Source organism: Cognatundibacterium luofuense, from assembly GCF_018139685.1.
GTDB classification, from domain to species: domain Bacteria; phylum Pseudomonadota; class Gammaproteobacteria; order Burkholderiales; family Burkholderiaceae_D; genus Undibacterium; species Undibacterium luofuense.
The window spans coordinates 108,432-131,548 of the sequence record NZ_JAGSPN010000013.1 but is presented as its reverse complement, the minus strand read 5'-3'; the positions used below and the strand labels follow the sequence as shown (position 1 = coordinate 131,548).

Genomic DNA, 23,117 nt, shown 5'->3' with positions numbered 1-23,117 from the left:
TGGCAATAACGAAAAACAAACAGCCGGTTGCAGGTGCCAGCCAGACGGCTTCTCCGAATCGGCAGCCGCGCCGGCATCAGCTGCAATACTCTCTGGCGCTGAAGTTGAACCAACCGTTAAAACACAGGGCTCTTAAGAATCGAAACAACGTCCGGCGCAAGCAATGCCCCACGCTCATTAATTTACCGTTTTAACGTCAAAATGCGGTGTTCAGCACAGCACTTCGGCGGTCGTCGGCAGAAAGTCTAGGCTCGCGGAAAACGGAGATGACGATATTTGCACATAGGTCAGAAATGATCCCGTTTTACGTTTTTTTCCAAAACTCGGGGCTGTTCCCAATCGGCGCATGCGCGCCCTACAGGCTACGCCTTACTGCCTTACTGCCTTACTGTCGACAGTCAGTTGCAGATTCGGTTTCGAAGTTCGGGTTACTCAAATAAACTAAGGCTCGCGACGTAAAGGCTTTTACTGCTCCATCTTCATAAATGATCCACGAAAGCGAAATATCGTCTCTATTTCCATATCCCTTCATAGACAGAATGGGATGATAGGTTGCGTCCATAAACGATAGATTGGACGCGAATGATTCATATGCTCCAGTGGCCACGGGAACCCTCGAAGCATACATGTTCTCTCCCATGCTATACGGACATGACTTCAGCCAATCAAACATCGTTTGTCCGTTAGCCAACGGAATCTTTTTTGCGAAATAGAGGGCGCGCCTGAACTCACGCTTGCTGTTCGCAATATCATCACGATCTTCATTGGCGCGTGGCTGATACTTCACGCGTCCAATATCAGGATTTCCCTTCAGAATCAGCTGGTCAAAGCTATCTTCATCCAGCTCACCTTTGATGTAGCGAACATCCATATCGCTCAACTTAATAGCTGCGACAATTTTTGAATGAGTCTGCTGCGCCGACTGATCTGGTGTGGCAATGATTGCAGGTTGAGCAGATTTGTTATTTGGCGCGGAGTCATTGTTGCCACACCCGACTAGACACAATGAAAGAGCAGCAAAAAGGGGGGTAATTTTCATCGATATTTGTCAAGATTTTTGATGAATGGGCGATTTTTAGAAATTAACTATTGGCCCCAAGGACGCATCTGTTGGCTTTATCAATCCAATTACGAGCAGTTCCGGTTTTTTTGAGAGGCTCTTTTGTGTGAGTCAGGCCTGTATGGCCTGACCAGAAAGTTGTTGATAATAATTCATTTCCGCTTCCGCCGGTGGTATGTGACCTATCGACTCCATTAAACGATGATGATTGAACCACGACAGCCATTCCAGCGTCGCCAGCTCCACTGCCTCCAGCGTCTTCCACGGCCCGCATTTTTTGATCAGTTCTCTCTTGTATAAACCATTGATCGTCTCCGCTAAGGCATTGTCATAAGGCCGTAAGGCGTAATCACATGTAGGGCGCATTGTAATGCGGCGCATGGACGGGTTGGTCGAATATGAGATTGGTAAATTTCCGTAAATTTGTTTCGAGGAACACGTAGCTGTAAGCGGACAGATCATTTTCGGGCATGAACTCACCCCGTTCTAGGTTTTTACCTAAACCCGGTGTCATTCCGGGTCGGCGCATCGCAATGCGCCCTACAGGCTACGCCTTACGGCCTTTTAAGATAGCCAGTATCTGGCTGTCACTGAATTTTGATGTTTTCATGAAGAATCTCCTGCGTTGATGGTACGAGAAAATTCTACTTTTTGCGTCTGTTAATTTTCGGGATGATTACCACCAGACCACCGCGAATAGGCATAGAACGGGGTAGAACGGCGTGGGCGGTAAAAAGCCGTCTCCGAATCAACGGGGCGGCTTTTGGCATGACCATAAATCGAAGGCTTCTACTTCCTCAAAGGGAGCAAATCCCGGCCATCAATCTCGGAGATATTCTTACTGGAGACAACTGAGACCTTTCCAGAGTTGAGATCAATAATAGCCTCAAAGAAAACAATAACTTCACTTGGCGTATTGGAAATAACGTAGCTCCGCTCCTTAGTCTCAGGATCGGTCTTTACGAGAATATACCCATCATTCTTTTCTTCCCAAGACTCCCCCACCCCAAGCACTGATGACGGTATGCCGGTAAAAGAAAATCTCCAAATTCCTTCACTATCTTTATGCCCGCCATAGGTAGTGGACGTTCTAAACCAGGTGGGCCAAGTTTCCTTTGGGTTAACTCCCAGGAAACTGTCCAAAAATAGCTGAAGAGCCTTTTCGAATTCATGAGTCGAATTATCTTTTTTCATTTTAGTTTCCACCATAAATCCTAGCCCATTGCTTGCGCATAATTTCAGACTGAATCATTGCATCGTCCGATGGAAGTTGACCGAACGTATAAAGCCGTAAGGCGTAATCACATGTAGGGCGCATTGTAATGCGCCGCATGGACGGGTTGGTCGAATATGAGATTGGTAAATTTCCGTTAACTTGTTTCGAGAAACACGTAGCAGCAAGCCGACAGATCATTCTCGGGCGAGAACTCACCCCGTTTTACGTATTTTTCCAAAACTCAGGGCTGTTCCCAATCGGCGCATGCAATGCGCCCTGCGGAGTACGTACGCCTTTATTGCCCCTTGATTTCTGAAGGCGGCCGGAGATCGTCCGGCAAGGTGTAAACCGGTGCGCCTGGATAAACCCGCTTGGGATAACGTTCCCAAGGCAGGGGTAATGGCTTACGATAATTTCCATGTTCATCTAGCGCGGGAGCCCAATAAAATCGTGCCTTGTATATCTTGAAATGTACTCTGCCATATTGCTCTACCAATTCCCCCGAACAGTCACAGAACATAGCCGTCGACTTATCAAAGTGACTCTGCTTATCCCTCTCTTCAAACATGTTCGTCAACTCCCAGAGTAGCGCGTTGGTTGCAAAGTCCAGCGGCATTAATCCACCATATTGATATTGCTCCGATGGATCATACAGACGATATCCCTCATAGAATTTATAAATCTTAAATACGATCGACACCATACCCTTATCTTCTGCTCTGATCATGCTGCTTCTTTCCTGTTCAATCAGGGTTTTCTCCACCTGCGCTGCGTAAGTGCTGGCACTACATGTCAATAACGTCGCCAGTACGAACCCATTTCTAAGCTGACTCATTTCTTACCTCGCAAGTCTGGTTGTAAAGAATATTAATAAATAAGAAAAGCCGTAAGGCGTAGCCTGTAGGGCGCATTGTAATGCGCCGCATGGACGGGTTGGTCGTATAAGAGATTGGTAAATTTCCGTAAATTTGTTTCGAGGAACACGTAGCTGTAAGCCGACAGATCATTTTCTGGCATGAACTCACCCCGTTCTAGGTTTTTACCTAAACCCGGTATCATTCCGGGTTGGCGCATTGCAATGCGCCCTACAGGCTACGCCTTACGGCCTTGGATTGGTGGAATAGTTGATACCCATTGCGCCTTACAAACTCCTTACACCTTGCCGCGTTTAGGTGCATAAAAATAGATCTGCATACATAGTCAATAAATTTTTCAATGATTTATCTGGAATCTCGTTATACCAAGCGTAATAATACTCAGGATTTTCGACATAAAAAATCGAGCAATCATCAATTTCCGGATCAAAAAACTTTGGAACATGTTTACCGTCAAGATATTCATCAACTTCTTGCGATAGAAAATCTTCGAATGGATCAAACTCTAAACTTGAAAATTGCAAGTCCATAAATGGAAGCGTTTCGGAAAAAGCAATAATGGCATTTGTTTTATCAGAATACGTCGTACTTACTTTACGCTCCTCCAAAAATGTAAGAAATGTACGTATTGCCCTCGCCACTTCACTTGCTCCAGCTACAAACAAATCATCAAATTCTTTAGCGTCTTTTGAATAACCATATTCAAAAGCAAGTAACTGCTTAGGTATTAAAGCGTATCGTAAAACAATTAATTTAATGACAGAATCCAGATCGTAAGCCATCTTATGGCATCTCCTTAGGTACAAAGTTGCTAAGGCCGGAAGGCGTAATCACATGTAGGGCGCATTGTAATGCGCCGCATGGATGGGTTGGTCGTAGGAGAGATTGGTAAATTTCCGTTAATTTGTTTCGAGGAACACGTAGCTACAAGTCGACAGATCATTCTCGGGCGAGAGCTCACCCCGTTTTACGTTTTTTGCCTAAACCCGGTGTCATTCCGAGTCGGCGCATTGCAATGCGCCTTCAGGCTACGCCTTACGGCCTTACAGACACAGGGCGTCAGTCATGGCGCGATGACCTCGACCAGTTCGAAATGAAGCGTGACGAATTCGAAGTCTTCATGCAAGTCGAGGTGCGGCAGGCAACGCACATGGCACTCCCTGAATTCTTCGGCGCTGGCAAATGTTTCGCCCCGCCAGACCTCTTCGGGTATGTCGCCGAACCGGATCACGTACACCTTGGTGGCCTTGATGATGCAGCGCAGCCGCTGCCTCAAGTCGTAGACTTCGATGATGTCGCCGGGCGCGTAGCTCCCGTCGCCGTATTCGCCATACGGCTTGTAATACTCCTCGATCGTATCGGCAGTGACCGTCTTGCGGCCTTCGATCACGCTACGCGGAAGACTGTCGTCGTTCTCATCGGCTCCCCAGAACGTCAGGCGTTTTCTTCTGCTCACCCTTTTCTCCTCAGATTATTGACCGTGTCAGGCTGTTCGCCATGCTCGGCGCTCGTTTGCTCTTCGTTACGTATTGGTCGATCAAGGACTGCCTCTAGCTGATGCCGTGCTCCAGCAGCTGGCCCTCGTGCATGACCAGCGTCCCGTCCGCGATGTCGAAATAATGTTCGTCATGACTGATGACGACAATGCACTTCCCCCGCGATTTGAACTCGGGCAAAATCGTCCGGTAGAAGAACGCTTTGAATGCCGGATCCTGGTCAGCAGCCCATTTGTCGAACAAATACAAATCCTTGTCCTCGGTGGTACAAACTGCTGGGGCTTCAACATAACTAACTTTAATCCACACAGTTTGTAGACTTCAAATTCGCCATATTTTTCATAAGGCCGTAAGGCGTAATCACATGTAGGGCGCATTGTAATGCGCCGCATGGACGGGTTGGTCGTATGAGAGATTGGTAAAATTCCGTAAATTTGTTTCGAGGAACACGTAGCTGTAAGTCGACAGATCATTCTCGGGCGAGAACTCACCCCGTTTTAGGTTTTTACCTAAACCCGGTGTCATTCCGAGTCGGCGCATTGCAATGCGCCCTGCGGGCTTACGCGTTCCGGTGTTGTTGGGTAGGGCTGTGGTTCGGGCTGTTCTGGTAACCCCACGCCTGCCAGCATCGCTTTATGCCTGTTTCCGCATTTGCCTTTCGCGGATAGCCAGACTTTCTGCCGACGACAGCCAGATTGCTGTGCTGAACACCGCATTTGAGGCATTTTTTCCGGTTGCAGAGTCTTTTTACTGTTCTTGCGGATTTCACTGTGATCCTTGCTCCGGTACGCCTCTGATTCGCGTGGTCGCAAATGAAAGCAAAAAGCATTGCGGACATTGCTTCACTCTCTGTTTTTTCGCTGCTGACCGATTGCAAATTTCACCGCCTTCAGCCCTCGCACAGATCAGTCTCGCCGATTCCGGATAGAAAGGCTTGTTATTCATGAATCAAAATGAGAGCGTGTGCTTACTTTGCAGAATTCTGATTGGCGCGTTTTTTCAAAGGTGAGGGATTTGTCACACCCCGTCGTCCAGCCACTGTTTTTTCAAAGGCCGTTCGGCTTCCGAGTGGCGCGGTGGGGCGTGATATTCGCGGACAGTGCTTCTCACTTGCTACTCTGTGCAAGTAAGGTGCTTTTGCTTAGGTTCGTGACCTGAATGATGGCATCGCTGATGTCGCAAAGCACGTCAGCGGGGCGTAGTCAGATGTCCGGAACGGCTTTTTCATACAAATTGCAGGGTTGGTTGTGCTTTAGCGGCAGAAACAGCCATTAACCGCACGTAAACCGTCTCAGAGACGATTAATTCGATTTTGCGGGTGAAAGATGTGTTTAAGGCTTAAATCGCTTAAACCGCGTCTGACGCAATTTGAGTGACGGGTCATTCGTAAACCGACTATGATCAGGCGAACAGAATTCATTCTTTGTCTCTGATAAACCCTGAACATGGACTCAATAACTTCGAGGATGTTCACAGGAGATACGAAAACGCAATTAACAATCATATTTTCATCAAAACCCAAGGTTGATGCCTTCCTTACCTATTCCGAACATTCACCTTTTTGAAAAATTGACCGTTTTTTTGAAAAAACCTATCCATTTTTCTCACCTTTCAACCAAATTTCGAGACAAGGAACTTTTCACATTTTTCAACAGGACCGTTTAACAACTATTCCAACTTCTCACCTCTCGAAAAAAGCATTCAAATAAGCTATTCAAAGTTATCACCTTACAGGTTCTCAGAAGACTTTTTTGAAATCAGGCTATTCAAAAATCTCACCATAGAGTCTTTTTCAAATAAGATCATTCAAAAAACTCACCATTAATGAAATGTTGGTGCTTACTTCTGCTGAAACACCCTGATTCAGGCCGTTTTCAAAGACCACTTTTCGAAACGAAATTTAAAAACGGCTATCAAAAGTTCTCACCTTTGGATAAAAAACCTTGTTTTCCACAAACTCAAAAAAATAAGTTTGTTTGTATTCACTCTCATTGAAACGCGCGTTATATCAGCATTTTTTACAAAGGTGAGTCAGTTTGATCTTTAGCTATTAAAAAATCTCACCTTTGAAAATTTCCACAGGCGGTCATCGGTGCCTGACTTAAAAAACGACCGCCAAACCGGACTTTCATGGCTTCGATGCTATTAAAACTTCTCACCTTTGAAAAAAATCACGCGAAGATGGCCAGAAATTTTTCAAAACCTATTCGAAAATCACACCGAACAAAAGCAGTGCCATCGTGTTTTTACGAAGAAAACAGAGGTTTTTCACATGCGAACCTGTCGAAAAAGCATGTTCCGGCCCATCTCAGGACTTATTCACAGCCGATATTCCGTAAACTCACCCTTTGCACATGCGCTATTCTGTCCACAACCCCGTCCTATTCAAAAAACTCACCGCCCCTATTCCATCCACAACCCCGGAATATTCGTTAACCTCACCTTGCTATTCCCCCGACTCACCAAATCCTTTGAAAACCCGCATGAATACTGGGTTTACGCAGCCTTAACGTAAGTTAACTATGGTTAACCGTTTACTTAACTGTTAACAACTAAGGACTTATTCAGCAATAGATTCAAAAATTCCGGCTTGACGCTGTGCGATCAGGGTGAGAACATTTCAGAAAATTCTCACCTTCAAGTTTCTATGTCTTCCCGAACCGACCAGTACAGCCTGAATTTATTCAGCAACATCGAAAATACCGAAATCTACAAAAAGCCGGTTCAGGCCACGCAAATACTGATTGCTAACGGCATCATGACGGGGCAACAGGTCAAAGCTTGGAACACGCTGTTAAAGCATGCAAAAGAGCAAAACGACGCTTACAACCTGACAATCAAAGCCGGTGAAACAAAAAAACCGCGCACGTTCAGAATCAACAGGCTGGAGCTGATGGACAAGATGGGTTACAAGTCCACGAACCGTAAGCATTTCAAAGAAGCATTGATTAAAATGCAAGATTTGAAAGCCACCTGGGATATTCTGGGTCAGGACGGTAACAACGCATGGGCGTCCTGTGTTTTGCTGCCTTTTTTGGTTGTGGACAATGAATATGTGCATTATTCGTTTGTTGAGCACATCGAACCGATGCTGTTCAACTCTGAAATTTTTCACCATCTGAATCTCGGTATTCAACGCTTGTTGAAACGGGATGAATCCGTGAAGTTGTACGACTGGGTAAGTCGCTACAAAACAAATCCGTCGAAACGAACCAATTGCGATCCGTGGGAATTGTGGCGCTGGATCATTTACGGCGAAGTTGATAAGAAAAGCTACCTGCAGGAATACAAGCTGTTCAAGCGCGATAAGTTGCTGCCTGCGATCAAAGAAATTAACGAAGTCACCGACATCATGCTGGAACTGATTGAAAATAAAGACGGTTCTCGCAGGGTGAAAGAATTGCAGTTCAAGATCACGGAAAAACCGAAGTTCAATTCGAAAGAGGGCGAGAATAAGGAAGTCGTGGATGTCGGCCCAACGTTGAAAGACATCAATGATCAATTGCAAAAATTAGATATCTCTAATTACTACAAGAAAAAGCTTACTAATTTTTATGATCTGGCACTGATTCAGGCAAACATTCAGTACACCATCAGCCGCATGAATGATCAGAGCCAGGATTCAATTAAGAATCTGGGAGCTTACTTGCTGAAAGCCTGTGAACAGGACTACGCAGGATTTACAAAACAAAAATCCCAGAATCAGAACAGCGGAAATGGTGCGATGAAAGTTTCTGATGTGCTGGCAGAGTTCCAGAAAGTCAGAACCGATGATGCGATCCGTATGTTCGGTGAAATGTTGCTGACAGATCAGGAACAAAAAATCGCACAATACAATGCGCTGACAGAACACGCGGAACAACAAATTCCGGCTGAGATTGGAGAACGACATCATCGTCATATGATTCCGTTTTACCAATGGCTGGCAAAAACGACCTGGGGTGATCCTACTCCTGAAGAAATCATTGAATTCACAATGAAAATTAAAAAATAATAATTCTTATTTGAAATGAAAAAGCACCTGATAAAAACAGGTGCTTTTTTTTTCGTCGCAATATGTGTCGCCATGATCGCTGGATACGATGAATGATTCAGTGCTTCGTACAATGACTTGTTCGACCATTTAAGCTATTAAGCGTTGAAATGCTAAACGGTTTGCCTGAGAAGGAGGTCACTTCTTCATATGATTTTCATCCTCTTTAATTTTTACCTGAATCGCAAAAATTCCTTCATCGCTATACTCTTGCAGATGATCACATGGAAGAATTATTTCACAATAAATATCTGAAAAAGAGGGTGGTTATTTTTTAGCGGAAAAGCGAGTCTCAGCGAGCATAGAGAATACATGCAAAAGCTTGCTCAACATTGAAACGGTCGAACTCTATTTGGGCTGTACAAATTTTCCTTGCAAGTAAATATTGGGATCGTTGAACACAACATCAGTAGAAAGTAATAAATACGTTCCAGGTGAAGAAGGACGAAGGCAATTTCCGATAAAGTAAAAGTGCTGGCTCAAACCTCACATCAGACTTACACCATCAATTTGCACGTATTTCTTCTTTGTCCGGTTCCTTAAAATTGATGCAAACCATTAAGTAATGGGCGCTGAATGGTCTGTGCGAGATGATCATTCGAACGACTATTTGGTTACCTTCCTCAATCCTTTAGCGTGATATTCGGTGTAGCCTGCTGGTGTTTGAGCTCACATAAACTTGCGCCGGCTCAAGTTCAACAGTATCAGGCAAATTTCAACATGTTAACGGCGCTCATTTTGCATCTTTACACTCAGTGATAATGGACAGATTCAGGCGTCCACCATCGTATTTGAGTAACTCAGATAACGCGGGCCGAATTAATCCTCCGCGACATTACAGGCATTCTGTCTGTAGTACTGTTGTTTGATAGGCTGGTGGTCAGTGATCGTGTATTCCGAACTGGGAAAGTCGTACTGCAGAATCTCGTGGTTCGAAAGGTAGCGGCAAGAACTTGCGCCGGCTCAAGTTGCAACCCAAAGCAGTGTTCTGAAGCAAATGTGACACCACGAACTACCCGCCTAAACAGCGCCATTCAGGCTGCGTATCTGTACAGAAGGGCAGTAGATATCAGCCTTTCGGTTCCTCATAAAAAGAATGAGACTTAAGGACCGTGCTGTCGATTTGCTGCTTTTGCTGTATGAGCGCCATTGACTCTTGCTTGAACCGGCCAGTAAAACGATCTTGAGCCCGCGCAAGTTTCTTTTCTACGATGACTTTTTTCCGATCTGCGCTAGAGATCAATCCCGTAAAGCGTGTACTTTTATCCGAGTCTTGAACCGGCTCAAGTCATCAAGCTTAGAAGGTGAGTGGCGCTGCATTTTTCGAAACGGTTACACACTTCGCAGCTATTCAAACAATGTGGAAATCCTCACTCAAGTCACACCGAATAAATCAAAGAAACGGCCAAACAGAACAAATATTCTCTAATAAGCAATTGTATTAATAAGAATCTGTTTTATAATAATAAAACTTATTAATACACAATGAGGCTTTTATGATCATCGTTGTTGGCGCAGAAAAAGGTGGCGTGGGTAAAACGCTGATCTCTACAAATATCGCCGCATTAGCAGCGTCCGAAGGTGTTGAAGTCTGCCTGATGGATACTGACCCGCAGGGCTCTGCCACTGCCTGGGCGCGCATTCGTCGTTCGCAGGAAGGCTTAACGCAGTTTCCGGTGGTAACGATTCCGCCGGACCCTTTATATGAACTGCAAACCATCGCACCGAAGTTTGATTTAATCGTCGTAGATATTGGTGCGCAAAATTACCGTACGATGGAAAAAGCGGCCATTCTGGCCGATATGATTATTGTTCCTACCGGTGCAGATCAGCTGGAAGCCGAAGCAACACTGCGTGTTTGCTCGATTCTGCAAACCATGGATGCACGTCATAAAGACGGCAAAGTGCCGGTCAATATTCTGCTGAATCAGATGCCAACCAATGCCAAATCGAAAGAAGCGGCGGCGCTGCGCGAATTTTTCGCAGATGAAACCTATCCGGTATTTCAATCTGAATTGAAAGGCCGCGCTTCATGGCGTAATTCCCGCCGTGCCGGCGCGGCAATGCATGAGATGACAGGGCGCGATGCTGACCCGAAAGCGACCGCTGAAATCCGTGCCGTGTATGAAGAAATTAAAGCATTAGCAGGTGCATGATGAAGCCATTTAAAAAACCTTCGCAAGATGAAATTGCGAAAATCTCTCAGGTAGCAGGAACATTTTCCGCGGCTGTCGCCAAACTTGAGCCGGCGCAAGTTGCGCCAGTCCGCGGCTATCAGACCGGTTCTACGTATGACGTGCCGATTTCTGAAATTAAGGTCAATCCTTACAATGCCCGCAGGCTGATGTCACAGGATGGGATCGATGAACTGTCAATCTCGATCGCCAAACAGCAGGATACGCCTGCAATCGCGTATCTGGACGATGCCGGTGTGGTGTGTCTGGTGGATGGTCACCGTCGTCTGGAAGCCTGCCGGCTGGCCGGTAAATCCAGTCTGCGTGTTGAGATTCAGGTGCGTCCGGTCAGCACGCGTGATCTGTACCTGGCCTCCCGTCGGGCTAACGTTGAACGTAAAGACCAGTCGCCACTGGACGATGCGCTGGCGTGGCGAGTCCTGCTGGAAGACGGCGTATATAAATCGCAGATTGAGATTGCACGCGATCTGGGTATCGATGAAACCGTATTCTCGCGTATTTTCAATCTCGGTGTGATTCCGAAAACCATCGTCCGCATTCTGGCAGATCGCCCGAACTTACTGAATCTGCGTATGCTGGATGCAATCCGTAAGTACTGGGAAGCAGCAGGGGATGAGCAAACTGAGATTCTGATTCTGGAAATCGATAACCATGATCTGAGTTCGCGTGAAGTGGATGCGCGTCGTCAGGCGCTGTCGAAAGTGAAATCCAAACGCAGCCGTGCAGTGTCGGTGCCGATGAAATATGCGCATGGTTCTTCTTTGCTGAAACGCTTTGAAGACAAGGGCAAGATCCAGCTGGAAATTTCGGATATCAAAGACAAGGATCTGATCGAGAAAATTTCTGAACGCCTGAATCAGATCACTAAAGAATTGTTGTCCTGATTAATTATTAATAGCAGTAAATAAGAATAAAGCGCAGCGAGTCTGCGCTTTTTCTTTGGATGTTCGCTGGTACAGGGGTAGCTGTTATTTTCTGGATTATGAACGGGCAGGGCGCGAATCAAAAGTGACACCGGAACAGGAACAACGGGAAGCCAGCAAGCGTTCTCCACTCCTTATTTGTGCTGGTCAGCATTTGGCAAACACCAACCAAACACCAGCCAAACATAAGCAAAACGCAGTGCATTGTGCAGAACTGCGCATCTGCGTTTTACGGAGAGCCGGACTTTCTGCCGACGACCGCCGGATCGCTGTGCTGAACACCGCATTTGAGGCAAAAAAACGGTTTTTCAGTCTCTGTTAAGCCTGCTTCCCATCGCCGGTCTGGTGAGCTTCGCTGATTGATGTGTCTGCCTGCGAACTTGCTTGCGACGCACCGAACAGGTCAGGGGTATTGAAGCAGGCTGGCGGCCGCACTTGCTGACTCTGGTTCACGAATTGTTCCATCAGACGTATGCGCTGTTCGAGTTCGGTTGTCACGTAAATCGTCGTGGTATTCAGCGAGCTGTGGCCCAGATTCTGTTGCAGCACTTCGACCGGAACGCCATTCGCCACGGCGTGTGAACCGGAAGTATGGCGCAGCCAGTGGGTAGAAGCAGCGCGCAGTTTGACAGCGGTTTCGGGTGCCTGTTCTGAAATCAGATTCGCGGTTTCTTCAAAGAATTTTTTCAGATTCCGGTAGATGCGGCTGTGCGCCATGGTTTCCTGTTGCTCGCGTCGTTGCGTACTGTTATTCAGCAGCTTTAAGTGTGCGGGGCTGTCTTCCAGATGGCTGAACAGCGGTGCTTCCGCTGGCATATCCTGCAAGCTGCCGTAACCGCGCGTCGCGAAATAGCGCTGCAGTATCTGCATCGCCGCTTGCGGTACCGGTACGGCGCGTTGCTTGTTGCCCTTACCGATGACCGACAGCACCCAGCCACCAGCCAGCCCGTTGCTGCCACTCTGAAAATACAAATCCCCTTTGCGCGCGGCGCTGAGCTCAGATAAACGCATGCCGGTAGCGTAAGCCAGCATCAGCATCGATTGCAGGCGCAGATTCGCTTCGGAAAACGGCTTTTGCATTGCGGCTTGCAAAAGCAAAGCCCATTCTTCCTGGCTGAAGCTGCGCTGCGTCGCAATCATCGGTTTATGATCAACACGCGGACGTATGCCATCCCACGGGTTCACTTCCAGATAGCGGCGGCGCACCAGCCATTCACACATCGAAGTCAGAATCGTGATTGCGAGTTTTTGCGACGAGGGCTTCAGAACGCCGTTGCGTTCGGTATGTTCACGCTGCCATTGCACCCTTAACAAACGCGGGATTTCTTTCGGTACAGCTGGCGGTTTTAATTCTTCAAATGGTCGCCAGCCGGGGCTCCAGCGTTCGGTGTGACGCTTACCGAGCCACGCGGATTCCGGCAATTTGTACTGGCTGTGCCAGAGTTCCGGAGCCAGCCTTCCCAGATCCCATAAAAAGTCACGGTAAGCCAGACAATCCTGTGTCGTTAAATCCGACATCGCCTTGCCGCGCTCCAGCACCGCCCACAGCAAAAAGCGTTCAGCCTGCGAGCGATACGACAAATAGGTATTTGATCCGAACGGAAAGGTTTGCAGCCACAACTGAATGGCATCGTAATCATTGTGTACACCGGACATATTGCGTGCTGCACGGTTATAACCCTGTTCGCCATTCAGTGCAGCAGAAGGCTGAAAATATTCCAGCGGCACAATCGCAGTGCTGCGCGCACGCTGCGCCTTCAGGCTGGCGATATCCAGATCACTGCGGCGCGACAGCGCATAACGCTCCAGCGGCAATTGCAAGGTTTCCTGATTCAGTTCCAGCCAGCGCACGATACATTGCGCGGTGCGCTCACCCAGACCGGGTACCAGATTAAACCAGCGATAACCATTGTTGTTAATCGCTTCACACAGTTCGTGCAGCGTATTCACGCCGGCACGTATCAGACGATTGGCAATGCGCGCATTCAGCCAGCCCAGTACAGAATCCTGCGGATGCGGATCGGCCACCGCCATTTCCTGCAGCCACAACAGCGCGGCATGCTGACGCTTACGCAAACGCTCATTGCGCGCTGCCTTTTGCGCATCGACGCCATCGCCTTCCGGAAACAGTTCCGCAAATCGTTCCAGCAAATCATTTTCTGAATACATTTCATAAGGATCGTATTCCTCACGAAACTGTTCCAGCGTCGGCACGGCGGTCGGAACCGGAGCCAGCAACTGTTCCGGTTCCAGTTTAATCACCCGCGCATACGAGGCCTTGCCCAGACGCCGCGCAACCTGACCAAGCTCGCGCCGTATCCAGTCCAGAGTGGAACGGGCAATCCGCAAATCCACATGGCCTTCATCCCAGTTTTCCAGATACGTCGCCGCGAGCCGCGCCAGCGGCAAACCTTCCAGATAACCTTTCAGAAAAGCAAAATGATGCCTGCTGACTTTATCCAGAATCAGAATAACGGTTTGTTCAGTAGCTTTAGGACGAGGCATGCGCAGCGCAATAGAAATTCAGCAGAGTCGCATTATGCGCGGCGCGGGGCAGGGAAGACAAGCGACGAACTAAACCTGAAAAATAGCGCGGTGTTGAAATTTTCTCAGGCAGATACATCGGTCAACACTGCAAAAATGTATCATTTGAGGATGCGATCGTATCTTTTTCAGCGACATTTGCTACGGTGTGAAAAGCATTTTCTGAATGTCCGCCGAATTCCATTTTGACATGTGTCACCTGCGAATTTTCGGTGGAATGAGCAAGCACCCCCTGACGAGGGTAAGCCTTTTCAGTGTATCGTCAAACAAGCCCCCCATATCCGCGGTCTGATATGCAATGTCTGGCGAGGAGCGGGTGATCGACAAAACTAAACGGTTTTCATTGCAGTTTTCCGGAAAGCCCGCCGCCAGCTGCAGTAGCGGTGAACCTTCCGTAAAACCTTCAGACCAGACAAATTGATGCAGGCATGTCCTGTCAGAGAGAAGGGCGCTGTTCTTTTCTGAGCAGTAATTCAAACACCAGGCTGAAAAACCGATCAGCTTTTTCCGGATTTGTCAGTAACTGCATTTTCTGATTCTCGTGCGCAATGTCACTTTCAATCAGGGCATCGTAACTGGCTTGCCTGAAATCGCCCAGCATTGCCTGTTCCGGCGTATTGTTTTCGATTTGCTGCATCACCAGCGCGTTTTCACGCACTTTATCAGTAATGGTGTACAGATAATTCACCATATCCTGATCTGTCAGCTGGTCGGTGATAAACATCTCATTCAAACGCTGAACTATCTGCGATAAAAATTCTGTCTTGCGGTCTTTCGCCACCGCAGACCCTACAGCTTCGCCGGGCTCCAGCTGGTATTCACTGCTGTTTTCCTGCAAAACCAGATGCTGCTGACGGATCTTGGAAACCCGGTAATGGCTGAGAAAAATGCTGGATAAATCAACATTATCTTCATCCAATACCGTTTCGCGCAGCATAGGGCGCAAATTACGTGCATACAGACTCAGCTTTTCCAGATCCTTATCGTTGTAATCAACAATCTGCGACATAAACTCGTAAAAGCGCACAAAACTGCCAAGGTCTTTCTTGAAAATCTCCAGTGCGTCTTTGGCCTTTTTGCAGTCTTTCAGACTATTTTCAGCATTCGCCAGCAATACAGCGTCATTAAACTTTTTCGTGCGTTCAAACATCTCTTTCGCTTGTTTGTATGCTTCAACCGCATGCTTATAACGCTTCTGCCAGCGCTCTACTGCTGGCTTGCAGATATTTGCAATCACCGCATTGCTTTTGCTTTTCACAAAAAAAGCGTTGCAGAATTGCTCAACTTCCGTCCAGGTAAAAATATCAGCGGCACGCAGCTTATCGAACAAGTCAAAAATCAGATTCGGGTCAGACACGTTCGCCAGTTCAGCCGTTTGAAAATAAGGCTGAAAAGCGTCCAGAATATCCTGTGGCTCGTTAAAAAAATCCAGAATAAACGTACCGGTTTCTGCTTTTCCCGGATACGTGCGGTTTAAGCGTGACAAGGTTTGCACGCACTCCACACCACCCAGCTTTTTATCCACATACATCGCACACAGCTTAGGCTGATCAAATCCGGTCTGAAACTTATTCGCAACAATCATGACCTGATAATCATCCGTGTCAAAGGCTTTACGCATGTCGCGGCCTTTCAGTTGCGGATTCATATTCAATTCTGTGAACTTTGCACCCTGCAAAAAGTCCGCATTCGGATCTTTGTCACTAAATTCCACCTCACCCGAAAATGCCACCATCGCATGAATTTTCCGGTAACCCTGCTCAGTAATGTATTTATCAAAAGCCTGCTTATAGCGTACCGCTTCTTTACGCGAGCCGGTCACCACCATGGCCTTTGCCTGTCCGCCCAGCAAACCCATCACATGCGTTTTGAAATGTTCAACAATCACCATCACCTTTTGGCTGATGTTATGGTTGTGCAGGCGCACCCACTGATTCAGCTTGACCTTGGCCTTCTTGCTTTCCACTTCCTGGTCAGCTTCTTTCATTTTCATCGCCAGGTTATAGGCGACTTTGTAATTGGTGTAATTCTTCAGCACATCCAGAATAAAGCCCTCTTCTATTGCCTGCCGCATGCTGTACACGTGGAAAGCTTCGGGCTTATTGGTCTTGGATGCAGGCAGTGATGGATTCGGCAAACGCCCGAATAACTCCAGCGTCTTTGTCTTGGGCGTCGCCGTAAAAGCAAGATACGTCAGATTCCTGGAAGCACGGCGCGAGGCCACTGCAGCATCGAGAATATCGTCCGTCGTCAGTTCTTCCTCATCGTTTGCTGTACCATCCACCATCAGCACTTCTTTGAGCTGGCGTGCAGTGGAGCCTGTCTGAGAAGAGTGCGCTTCATCGGCGATAATCGCGTAGTTACGCTCTTTCAGGCTGACGCTGTTTTCAATCGCACGCAGCACAAACGGGAAGGTCTGTATGGTGACGATGATGATTGGCTGCGAGCTTTCCAAAGCTTTGGCGAGTTTCTCTGATTTTGAACCATCGCCCTCCTGATTATTGATACGCCCGACCACGCCATCGGTTTGCTCAAATTGCGCAATCGTGTCCTGCAACTGCGCATCCAGCACCGTACGGTCGGTCACCACAATCACGGAATGAAACAACTTGTTGCCATTGGCATCGTACAAAGACGAAAGCTGATGCGCAGACCATGCAATTGAATTTGATTTACCCGAACCCGCGCTGTGTTGTATCAGATACTTTTGTCCCGGCCCTTCACTGCGTGCAGCCGCCAGCAAACGCTGCACCACATCCCACTGGTGATAACGCGGAAAAATCAGGCTTTCTTTTTTGTATTTACGACCATCTGCATCTTCTTTTTCTTCGATTTGCAAATGCACAAAACGGCCAAGAATTTTCAGCAGATTATCCGGCAGCAATACTTCATTCCATAAATAATCAGTCGCGTAGCGGTTGTTGTCTTCCGGCACATCATTGCCCGCACCACCATCCTGCGTGCCTTTGTTAAACGGCAGGAAGAAGGTGCTCTCGCCCTCTAAACGCGTGGTCATATACACTTCGTACTGGCTCACCGCAAAATGCACCAAGGCACCGCGCTTAAAACTCAGTAAAGGTTCAGGCTTTTTAGTGACTGGGTCAATTGGCAAACGCGTGGTGCGATACTGCTTCATCGCATTGTGTACCGCTTGCTTAAATTCTGACTTCAGTTCCAAGGTGGCTACGGGGATGCCGTTGACGAACAAGACCAAATCAATGCGCCACTCTTTGGCTTTGACGCCTGTCTCCGCTAAATGCTCAGCCGTTGCCCACGGGCTATACGTCACTTCTGGCACAACACGCAAACGGTTCTTCTTATACTTCGCCAAAGTATCTGGATTTAAGTCGTGTTCAGGCGCAAACTGGCACAAAGAAAAACGCGTGCCGCGATCTTTCAATTCATGACGCAAGACACCCAAAGTACCAAAGGTGCGCATCTCTTTATTGGCGGCATTCGGATCAGCCTTATTCAATTGCTGCGCCAAACGTTCCAAAAACTTTTGCTCGGGCTGCACCGGATACAAAGCACAAAACTTTTGCCATTGCTCGTCTTGGGTTTCTTTCACAAACCCTAGCGCATCATCAGGGTATAAAGCCAATTCGCGGTTGTAATGTTCGGCTTTACCGAGTAACCAGCCATTCGCCAGCAATTGACGAATCATGTCGTTTTGGAAGGTACTTTCGTTGGCTTTGCTCATCTTGGTTTGTCTCTGTTGATTCTGCACTTCGAAATAACGGTAGCCTATGTTTCGTCATTCGCACGTTTAACTCGTCATTCCCGCGCAGGCGGGAATCCAGTTTTCCATCTTGTGCGCAGCGCCACTTCAAATCAGACGCTACGCCTAATATCCAGGCACTGGATTCCCGCCAAAAACACGCGGGAATGACGATGTGGGTATTTGATACGCTCATGCTGCGCTTGTTTCTGCTGTCGGCGCTTGCCAATCGCGGACGTCGATTTTTCCGGTGACGGCGGCTGAAATTAGGGCGGTTCGGCGTTCTTGAATTAACTCGACCGCAAGCGCAGCTTGTTCGATCAGAATGTCAATATGTTGAGTCTTCGAATGGCAATATTTATTGATTTCAATTTGCTCATGCATTGGAGGCACTGGAAGACAGAAATTAGCTAGAGTGCCCAGATAAATCCCTGGTTGTGCGGAAAACCCAACATTGCCCCAAAGAAGATTTTGAAAGTTCGAAGACCCAAAAATATTCGCGAGGCTTTCATGCGCCATCAACTGTTTTTTTACTCTAAATATGGCGATACTTCGCTGAATATGAAACTCAGACATATCCTCAATTATTGCGACCTTCCCAATTGTGCCACCGACGATCGCTAGAACTACATCATTCTGAGTCGGGATAAATGATCTGCAGAGTTTCAAATACTCAGCTTCGGAAATTTTGGAATCATCTTCTCTGAATGTAAATTTACCATCAATGATGTTTCTAACACTTAGAAGAGGGATACCGGCATCGACTCGCGGAGGGGGTAAATGCGTTCCATCTTTCAGAAGGGCGCACAGATGCTTCAACGGGGCTACATTCCAATGCGCAGGCACTTCGCCCAGCCACTCTACGCCGGAGTCGCGCATGGGGGCGTTGGGGTTGAGGCCTTTGGTGACGGCATGACTAATCACCGCCTGCCGTTTTTCTTTGAGCAGCTTGATCAAGTCTTGCTGCTTCGCGATCAGGGTATCGATCTTGGCGGTTTCGTGGTCGAGGAAGTTGGCAATTTTTTCCATCTCGCGGGCACTTGGCACCGGACAACCGATTGCTGCAATCAAATCCAAGTTGAGGCCGTCTCGCAAATCTCCGCCAGCCATATTTCTAATATTCTGATAATTTGAAGATAACCACCAGAACAGATATCGTGAATTAAGATTCTTCGAAGGTACAATTGCTGCCATTGACTGGTTGCAGGTTGCATCAATTGCTAGTTGCGCCACCATTCCTTTGGTTTTCCCCTGCCCTGCCAAAGCCATCACCAGAGCTCCTTTTGGAATCCATTTTGCACTACTATTTTTGTAGGCGTCTTCGGTTATGTAGGTTGATGCCTCACAGATCTGTCCTTGGTTTACTTCTCCGGAATTAATCCACGGGATGGTTCCATTCTCCCAATAACTTTCTACCTCTTTCGATGGCGTACCACCTGCATAAAGACGTGAAGCCCACCGTAAAGTGACATTGCTCCATTCTTCTGGCACTCTATCAATCCAATCAATCCCAGAATCTTTAAACTCAGGATAAGCCTTATACCGACTCATACCTCGCCCTCCTGCGCCAGATTCAACATGTAAAACTCATGCAATTTCGCTTGCAGCAGTTTCTTATCGGGTAGCTGGGTTTGGTATTCGGCGATCATGGCGGGTGAGAGGCTACGGCTCAGCGCATATTCGACCACTTCATCATCTTTGCTAGCACACAGCAGCAAGCCAATGGCGGGGTTTTCGTGTGGCTTTTTGTGGTCGCGGTCCAGGGCTTCCAGGTAGAAATTGAGCTGGCCTAAGTGGGCAGGCTGAAACTGATCGACCTTGAGTTCGATTGCGACCAAGGCGTTGAGGCCACGGTGGAAAAATAGCAGATCGAGTGCGAAATCCTGCTTGCCGACTTGCACAGGAAATTCGCTGCCAACAAAACAGAAATCGCGCCCGAGCTCGGTTAAGAATTGCCTGAGCTTGGCGAGTAAGCCTTTGTGCAATTCGGCTTCGTTATGCGCTGGTGCCAGGTTCAGGAAATCAAGCACGTAGCTGTCTTTGAAGACATTGAGTGCGTCTGGCTGCGTTTCTCTCAACGCTGTTGAGAGTTTTACGGGATTCAATACTGTCCGCGCAAACAGAGCTGTGTTGAATTGCCGTTCAAGCTCGCGCTTACTCCATCGTTCTTTGATTGCCATGCGTAAGTAGAATTCACGTTCTTCGGCGTGCTTGCTTTGCGCGAGAATGATCAGATTGTGCGTCCATGGCAATTGTCTCACCAGCGGTGAGACAATTTGATCATGTTGATAAGCTTCATAAAACTGGCGCATGCGAAACAAGTTCGGACGGGTAAACCCTTTTAAATTGGGCTGCGTCGTGGCGAGATATTTCGCTAATTCCGTAATCACACCATCGCCCCATTCGGCGGCCTTTATCTTATGACTGATGTAGGCACCGACTTGCCAGTACAGTTCGATCAGCGTGGTATTGACGGCTTGGTACGCATGCTGACGCGCAGCGATGATGAGCTGCGCGACTTCTGCAAAGTCTGGCTGGTTCTGGGTGGTGAGTTCTTTTTTGCTCATGAATGCACCTCTTGCAGCAGCTTCATGATTTCTGCGCTCACGGCATCGAGATCGGCATCAATTTCAGCTAAATCGCGCGGTGGCTGGTATTGGTAGAAATGGCGGTTAAACGGAATCTCGTAACCGACGATACCAATCTCTTGATCTTTGTCGTCTTTCTTGCTGGCGTCTATCCATGCATCGGGCACATGCGGTTGCACTTCTTTTTGGAAGTAGGCTTCGTTGACCTCGTTAACGCTGCGGCCAGGGTCGAGCGCGACGTTTTCAAAATCACGCAAATCGCTGTCGGCTTTGTATTCGATGGTTTTGCCTGCATGCTCGCCTTCGCCTGCAAACAAACCGTAGATCGGATCTGGCTTGGTTTTGTGGATTTTTTTGATGACGGCGACGGCTTCAGGGTTCTTCCAACTGATTGCGGCCTCGATGGCTTTTTTGTCTTTGGCGTCGAGGCTGATATTTGCTGCCTTGGCCGCTTTGCTGACGGCGTCGTCGTAGCCATTCATATCATCGCACTGCGCGCTGCCAATCTGTGTTTGCAGCGCTTTAGCTTTGAGCATGGTGGCTTTGGCACTGGTCCATGTGCTGCGATCGAACAAGTCTTTAATTTGCTTTTCTTTGAGGTCCGCAAAGTGGGTTTTGATGTAGCGGCGGATCGCTTCTTCGTGGCTGCTGAGATCGCCATAGTGTAAGCAGTCAGGTGCGTCGCTCCAAATCACATTGGGCAAGTTCGCGAATTCGCCGTAAGCCCATTGCATGATGCTGTTCAAAGCGCCGGATTCAAAGCGTAATGTGGCAAGACGCTCATCAGAGAATTGGTAAGACTGGCGCAATGGGCGTTCTATGGTGATGCGGCGATAGCCAAATTCATGGTTTTTAAAAATCTTGGCAGCGAAGGTTTTAGCGGCTTCAGTTTTTGGATTGGCGGATTGACGACCACGATTGCTTTTTGCCTCTGCCGGTTTATCCAGTTCACGTGCATCAACCACTTCAAAATTGCCGAAGCATTTGGTGATGGTGGCGATATCATCTTCGCTCATTTCATTGCGTTTGCTGCCCAGCGATTTGCGCATTTTGCCGCACAGATTGACGCCGTTAATCAGTTGTACTTTTCCTTTACGCTGCGCCGCTTTTTTATTCGACAGCACCCAGACATAGGTGGCAATGCCGGTGTTATAGAACATATCGGTCGGTAGCGCGACAATTGCTTCGAGTAAATCAGCTTCGAGGATGTAACGACGGATTTCGGACTCACCGGAACCAGCACCACCCGTGAATAAAGGCGAGCCATTCAGAATAATCCCGATGCGGCCACCGCCATCTCTGGCATCGCGCAGTTTGTTGATTAAGTGCAGCAGGAAAAGCAGTGAGCCGTCCGAGACACGTGGCAGGCCGGGGCCAAACCGGCCATCGTAGCCTTTTTCGGTATGTTCTCTGACAACCACGTCTTCAATTTTTTTCCAGTCCACACCAAAGGGCGGATTAGACAGCATGTAATCAAACTGATCGGCATACAGTTGATCATTCGATAAGGTATTGCCAAGTTTAATATGGCTGATTTCCTGCCCCTTAATCAGCATGTCCGCTTTACAGATGGCGTAACTTTCCGGGTTGAGCTCTTGCCCGTAAGCCACCATTTTTGCCGCTGGATTCAGTTCATGTACGTATTCCATGCCAGCTGACAAAAAGCCGCCAGTACCTGCCGTGGGATCGTAAATCGTCCGGATAATGCCTGGCTTAGTCAGTGCTTCATCGTCTTCCATAAACACCAGCGAGGTAGTCAGGCGTACGATGTCGCGCGGGGTGAAGTGTTCACCGGCGGTTTCATTTGATCCTTCGGCAAAGCGACGGATCAGTTCTTCAAATACCAGCCCCATGTCGTGGTTTGATACAGCTTCCGGTCGCAAGTCGATCGTTCTGACTTTTTGTACAACTTTGTACAGCAGGTTGGCATCGTTTAACTGAGCGATGAATTCCGCAAAATTGAAATATTCAAAAATTTCACGGGCATCTTTAGAAAAGCTTTGCAGATAGCTTTCCAGATTGGCTTTGATGCTGCTTTCCCCCAGCTTGCCGAGATCCATTCTGGATGTGTTGTAGAAGCTGAGCGTTTGCGGGCCGGTTTTGGTGGCGCGCAGCAACATTTTTTCCAGCACTTCTTCCGGCAGATTCATGCGTTGTACTTTGTCGTATTCCGCTAGTACAGCTGCTTTGCTGGCTTCTAATACGCACTCTAAGCGACGCAATAAACAAAATGGCAAGATAATGCGACCATACTGACTTTGTTTAAAGTCGCCGCGTAACAGATCGGCAATGGCCCAGGATTCGGCAGCAAGATTGTTGGACTGTGTGCTCATCGTTTGTTTCTTTTGAAATATTCAATAACTAACATTTTACCGCAGGGCAAAGCATGGTTTGCTGTTGTCAGCGCAAACAGTTAGCAAGACACGAAGTAAAGAATCAAGCCACACTTTTTCTGCTGGCAAAATGCGT

At 47.8% G+C, this 23,117-nt stretch carries 14 protein-coding genes and 1 pseudogene; 3 read left to right on the top strand and 12 right to left on the bottom strand.

Annotation, left to right across the window (positions count from 1 at the left end; genetic code table 11):
* Positions 1-385: 385 nt before the first annotated feature.
* The 7 genes and pseudogenes from KDM89_RS16120 to KDM89_RS16090 all read right to left on the bottom strand — a co-directional run bounded on the left by KDM89_RS16120 (position 386) and on the right by KDM89_RS16090 (position 4,890).
* A complete protein-coding gene (locus tag KDM89_RS16120; RefSeq protein ID WP_212688941.1) occupies positions 386-1,039 on the bottom strand; it encodes a hypothetical protein in 654 nt (217 codons plus the stop codon).
* Positions 1,040-1,171: 132 nt separating this feature from the next.
* Positions 1,172-1,393: pseudogene (locus KDM89_RS16115) on the bottom strand (integrase core domain-containing protein); the annotation flags it as partial.
* A gap of 456 nt (positions 1,394-1,849) precedes the next feature.
* On the bottom strand, positions 1,850-2,254 hold the full coding sequence (locus KDM89_RS16110; RefSeq protein WP_212688940.1) for a hypothetical protein: 405 nt from the start codon (positions 2,252-2,254) through the stop codon (positions 1,850-1,852).
* Positions 2,255-2,571: 317 nt separating this feature from the next.
* Complete coding sequence (locus tag KDM89_RS16105) at positions 2,572-3,039, bottom strand: hypothetical protein (protein WP_212688939.1); 468 nt, start codon at positions 3,037-3,039, stop codon at positions 2,572-2,574.
* 405 nt (positions 3,040-3,444) lie between these two features.
* Positions 3,445-3,933, bottom strand: coding sequence for a hypothetical protein (locus KDM89_RS16100; protein WP_212688938.1), 489 nt, complete (start codon positions 3,931-3,933; stop codon positions 3,445-3,447).
* A 281-nt stretch (positions 3,934-4,214) separates the two neighbouring features.
* A complete protein-coding gene (locus KDM89_RS16095) occupies positions 4,215-4,607 on the bottom strand; it encodes an ASCH domain-containing protein (protein ID WP_329604682.1) in 393 nt (130 codons plus the stop codon).
* A 94-nt stretch (positions 4,608-4,701) separates the two neighbouring features.
* On the bottom strand, positions 4,702-4,890 hold the full coding sequence (locus KDM89_RS16090) for a hypothetical protein (protein WP_212688937.1): 189 nt from the start codon (positions 4,888-4,890) through the stop codon (positions 4,702-4,704).
* Between the two features lie 2,404 nt (positions 4,891-7,294).
* Here KDM89_RS16090 and KDM89_RS16085 point away from each other — a divergent pair.
* The 3 genes from KDM89_RS16085 (at position 7,295) to KDM89_RS16075 (ending at position 11,759) form a co-directional block, all read left to right on the top strand.
* Positions 7,295-8,641, top strand: coding sequence for a replication initiation protein (locus KDM89_RS16085; RefSeq protein WP_212688936.1), 1,347 nt, complete (start codon positions 7,295-7,297; stop codon positions 8,639-8,641).
* A 1,535-nt stretch (positions 8,642-10,176) separates the two neighbouring features.
* Positions 10,177-10,836 (top strand): ParA family protein, encoded by a 660-nt coding sequence (locus tag KDM89_RS16080; RefSeq protein WP_212688935.1) that lies wholly within the window; start codon positions 10,177-10,179, stop codon positions 10,834-10,836.
* Positions 10,833-11,759 (top strand): ParB/RepB/Spo0J family partition protein, encoded by a 927-nt coding sequence (locus tag KDM89_RS16075; RefSeq protein ID WP_212688934.1) that lies wholly within the window; start codon positions 10,833-10,835, stop codon positions 11,757-11,759. Before KDM89_RS16080 ends, KDM89_RS16075 begins: the two co-directional genes overlap by 4 nt.
* A 357-nt stretch (positions 11,760-12,116) precedes the next feature.
* Here the strand turns inward: KDM89_RS16075 and KDM89_RS16070 are convergent, their stop codons facing one another.
* From KDM89_RS16070 to KDM89_RS16050, 5 genes are all read right to left on the bottom strand, one after another.
* Positions 12,117-14,303 carry a tyrosine-type recombinase/integrase gene (locus KDM89_RS16070; RefSeq protein ID WP_212688933.1) on the bottom strand — a complete coding sequence of 729 codons (2,187 nt, stop codon included), beginning with the start codon at positions 14,301-14,303 and terminating at the stop codon, positions 12,117-12,119.
* A gap of 475 nt (positions 14,304-14,778) precedes the next feature.
* On the bottom strand, positions 14,779-18,042 hold the full coding sequence (locus KDM89_RS16065) for a type I restriction endonuclease subunit R (protein WP_212688932.1): 3,264 nt from the start codon (positions 18,040-18,042) through the stop codon (positions 14,779-14,781).
* A 210-nt stretch (positions 18,043-18,252) separates the two neighbouring features.
* Positions 18,253-19,611, bottom strand: a complete 1,359-nt coding sequence (locus KDM89_RS16060; protein ID WP_212688931.1) for a restriction endonuclease subunit S — start codon at positions 19,609-19,611, stop codon at positions 18,253-18,255.
* Complete coding sequence (locus KDM89_RS16055; protein ID WP_212688930.1) at positions 19,608-20,627, bottom strand: PDDEXK nuclease domain-containing protein; 1,020 nt, start codon at positions 20,625-20,627, stop codon at positions 19,608-19,610. The genes KDM89_RS16060 and KDM89_RS16055 overlap by 4 nt, the downstream gene beginning before the upstream one ends.
* The gene (locus tag KDM89_RS16050) at positions 20,624-22,981 is read right to left on the bottom strand and encodes a type I restriction-modification system subunit M (RefSeq protein WP_212688929.1); all 2,358 of its coding nucleotides are present in this window, start codon (positions 22,979-22,981) and stop codon (positions 20,624-20,626) included. The genes KDM89_RS16055 and KDM89_RS16050 overlap by 4 nt, the downstream gene beginning before the upstream one ends.
* Between the last annotated feature and the right edge of the window lie 136 nt (positions 22,982-23,117).

Coding starts and splice junctions, on each gene's coding strand:
- KDM89_RS16120 (WP_212688941.1), bottom strand. CDS start 1,039: ATGAAAATTACCCCCCTTTTTGCTGCTCTTTCATTGTGTCTAGTCGGG.
- KDM89_RS16110 (WP_212688940.1), bottom strand. CDS start 2,254: ATGAAAAAAGATAATTCGACTCATGAATTCGAAAAGGCTCTTCAGCTA.
- KDM89_RS16100 (WP_212688938.1), bottom strand. CDS start 3,933: ATGGCTTACGATCTGGATTCTGTCATTAAATTAATTGTTTTACGATAC.
- KDM89_RS16085 (WP_212688936.1), top strand. CDS start 7,295: ATGTCTTCCCGAACCGACCAGTACAGCCTGAATTTATTCAGCAACATC.
- KDM89_RS16080 (WP_212688935.1), top strand. CDS start 10,177: ATGATCATCGTTGTTGGCGCAGAAAAAGGTGGCGTGGGTAAAACGCTG.
- KDM89_RS16075 (WP_212688934.1), top strand. CDS start 10,833: ATGATGAAGCCATTTAAAAAACCTTCGCAAGATGAAATTGCGAAAATC.
- KDM89_RS16070 (WP_212688933.1), bottom strand. CDS start 14,303: ATGCCTCGTCCTAAAGCTACTGAACAAACCGTTATTCTGATTCTGGAT.
- KDM89_RS16065 (WP_212688932.1), bottom strand. CDS start 18,042: ATGAGCAAAGCCAACGAAAGTACCTTCCAAAACGACATGATTCGTCAA.
- KDM89_RS16060 (WP_212688931.1), bottom strand. CDS start 19,611: ATGAGTCGGTATAAGGCTTATCCTGAGTTTAAAGATTCTGGGATTGAT.
- KDM89_RS16055 (WP_212688930.1), bottom strand. CDS start 20,627: ATGAGCAAAAAAGAACTCACCACCCAGAACCAGCCAGACTTTGCAGAA.
- KDM89_RS16050 (WP_212688929.1), bottom strand. CDS start 22,981: ATGAGCACACAGTCCAACAATCTTGCTGCCGAATCCTGGGCCATTGCC.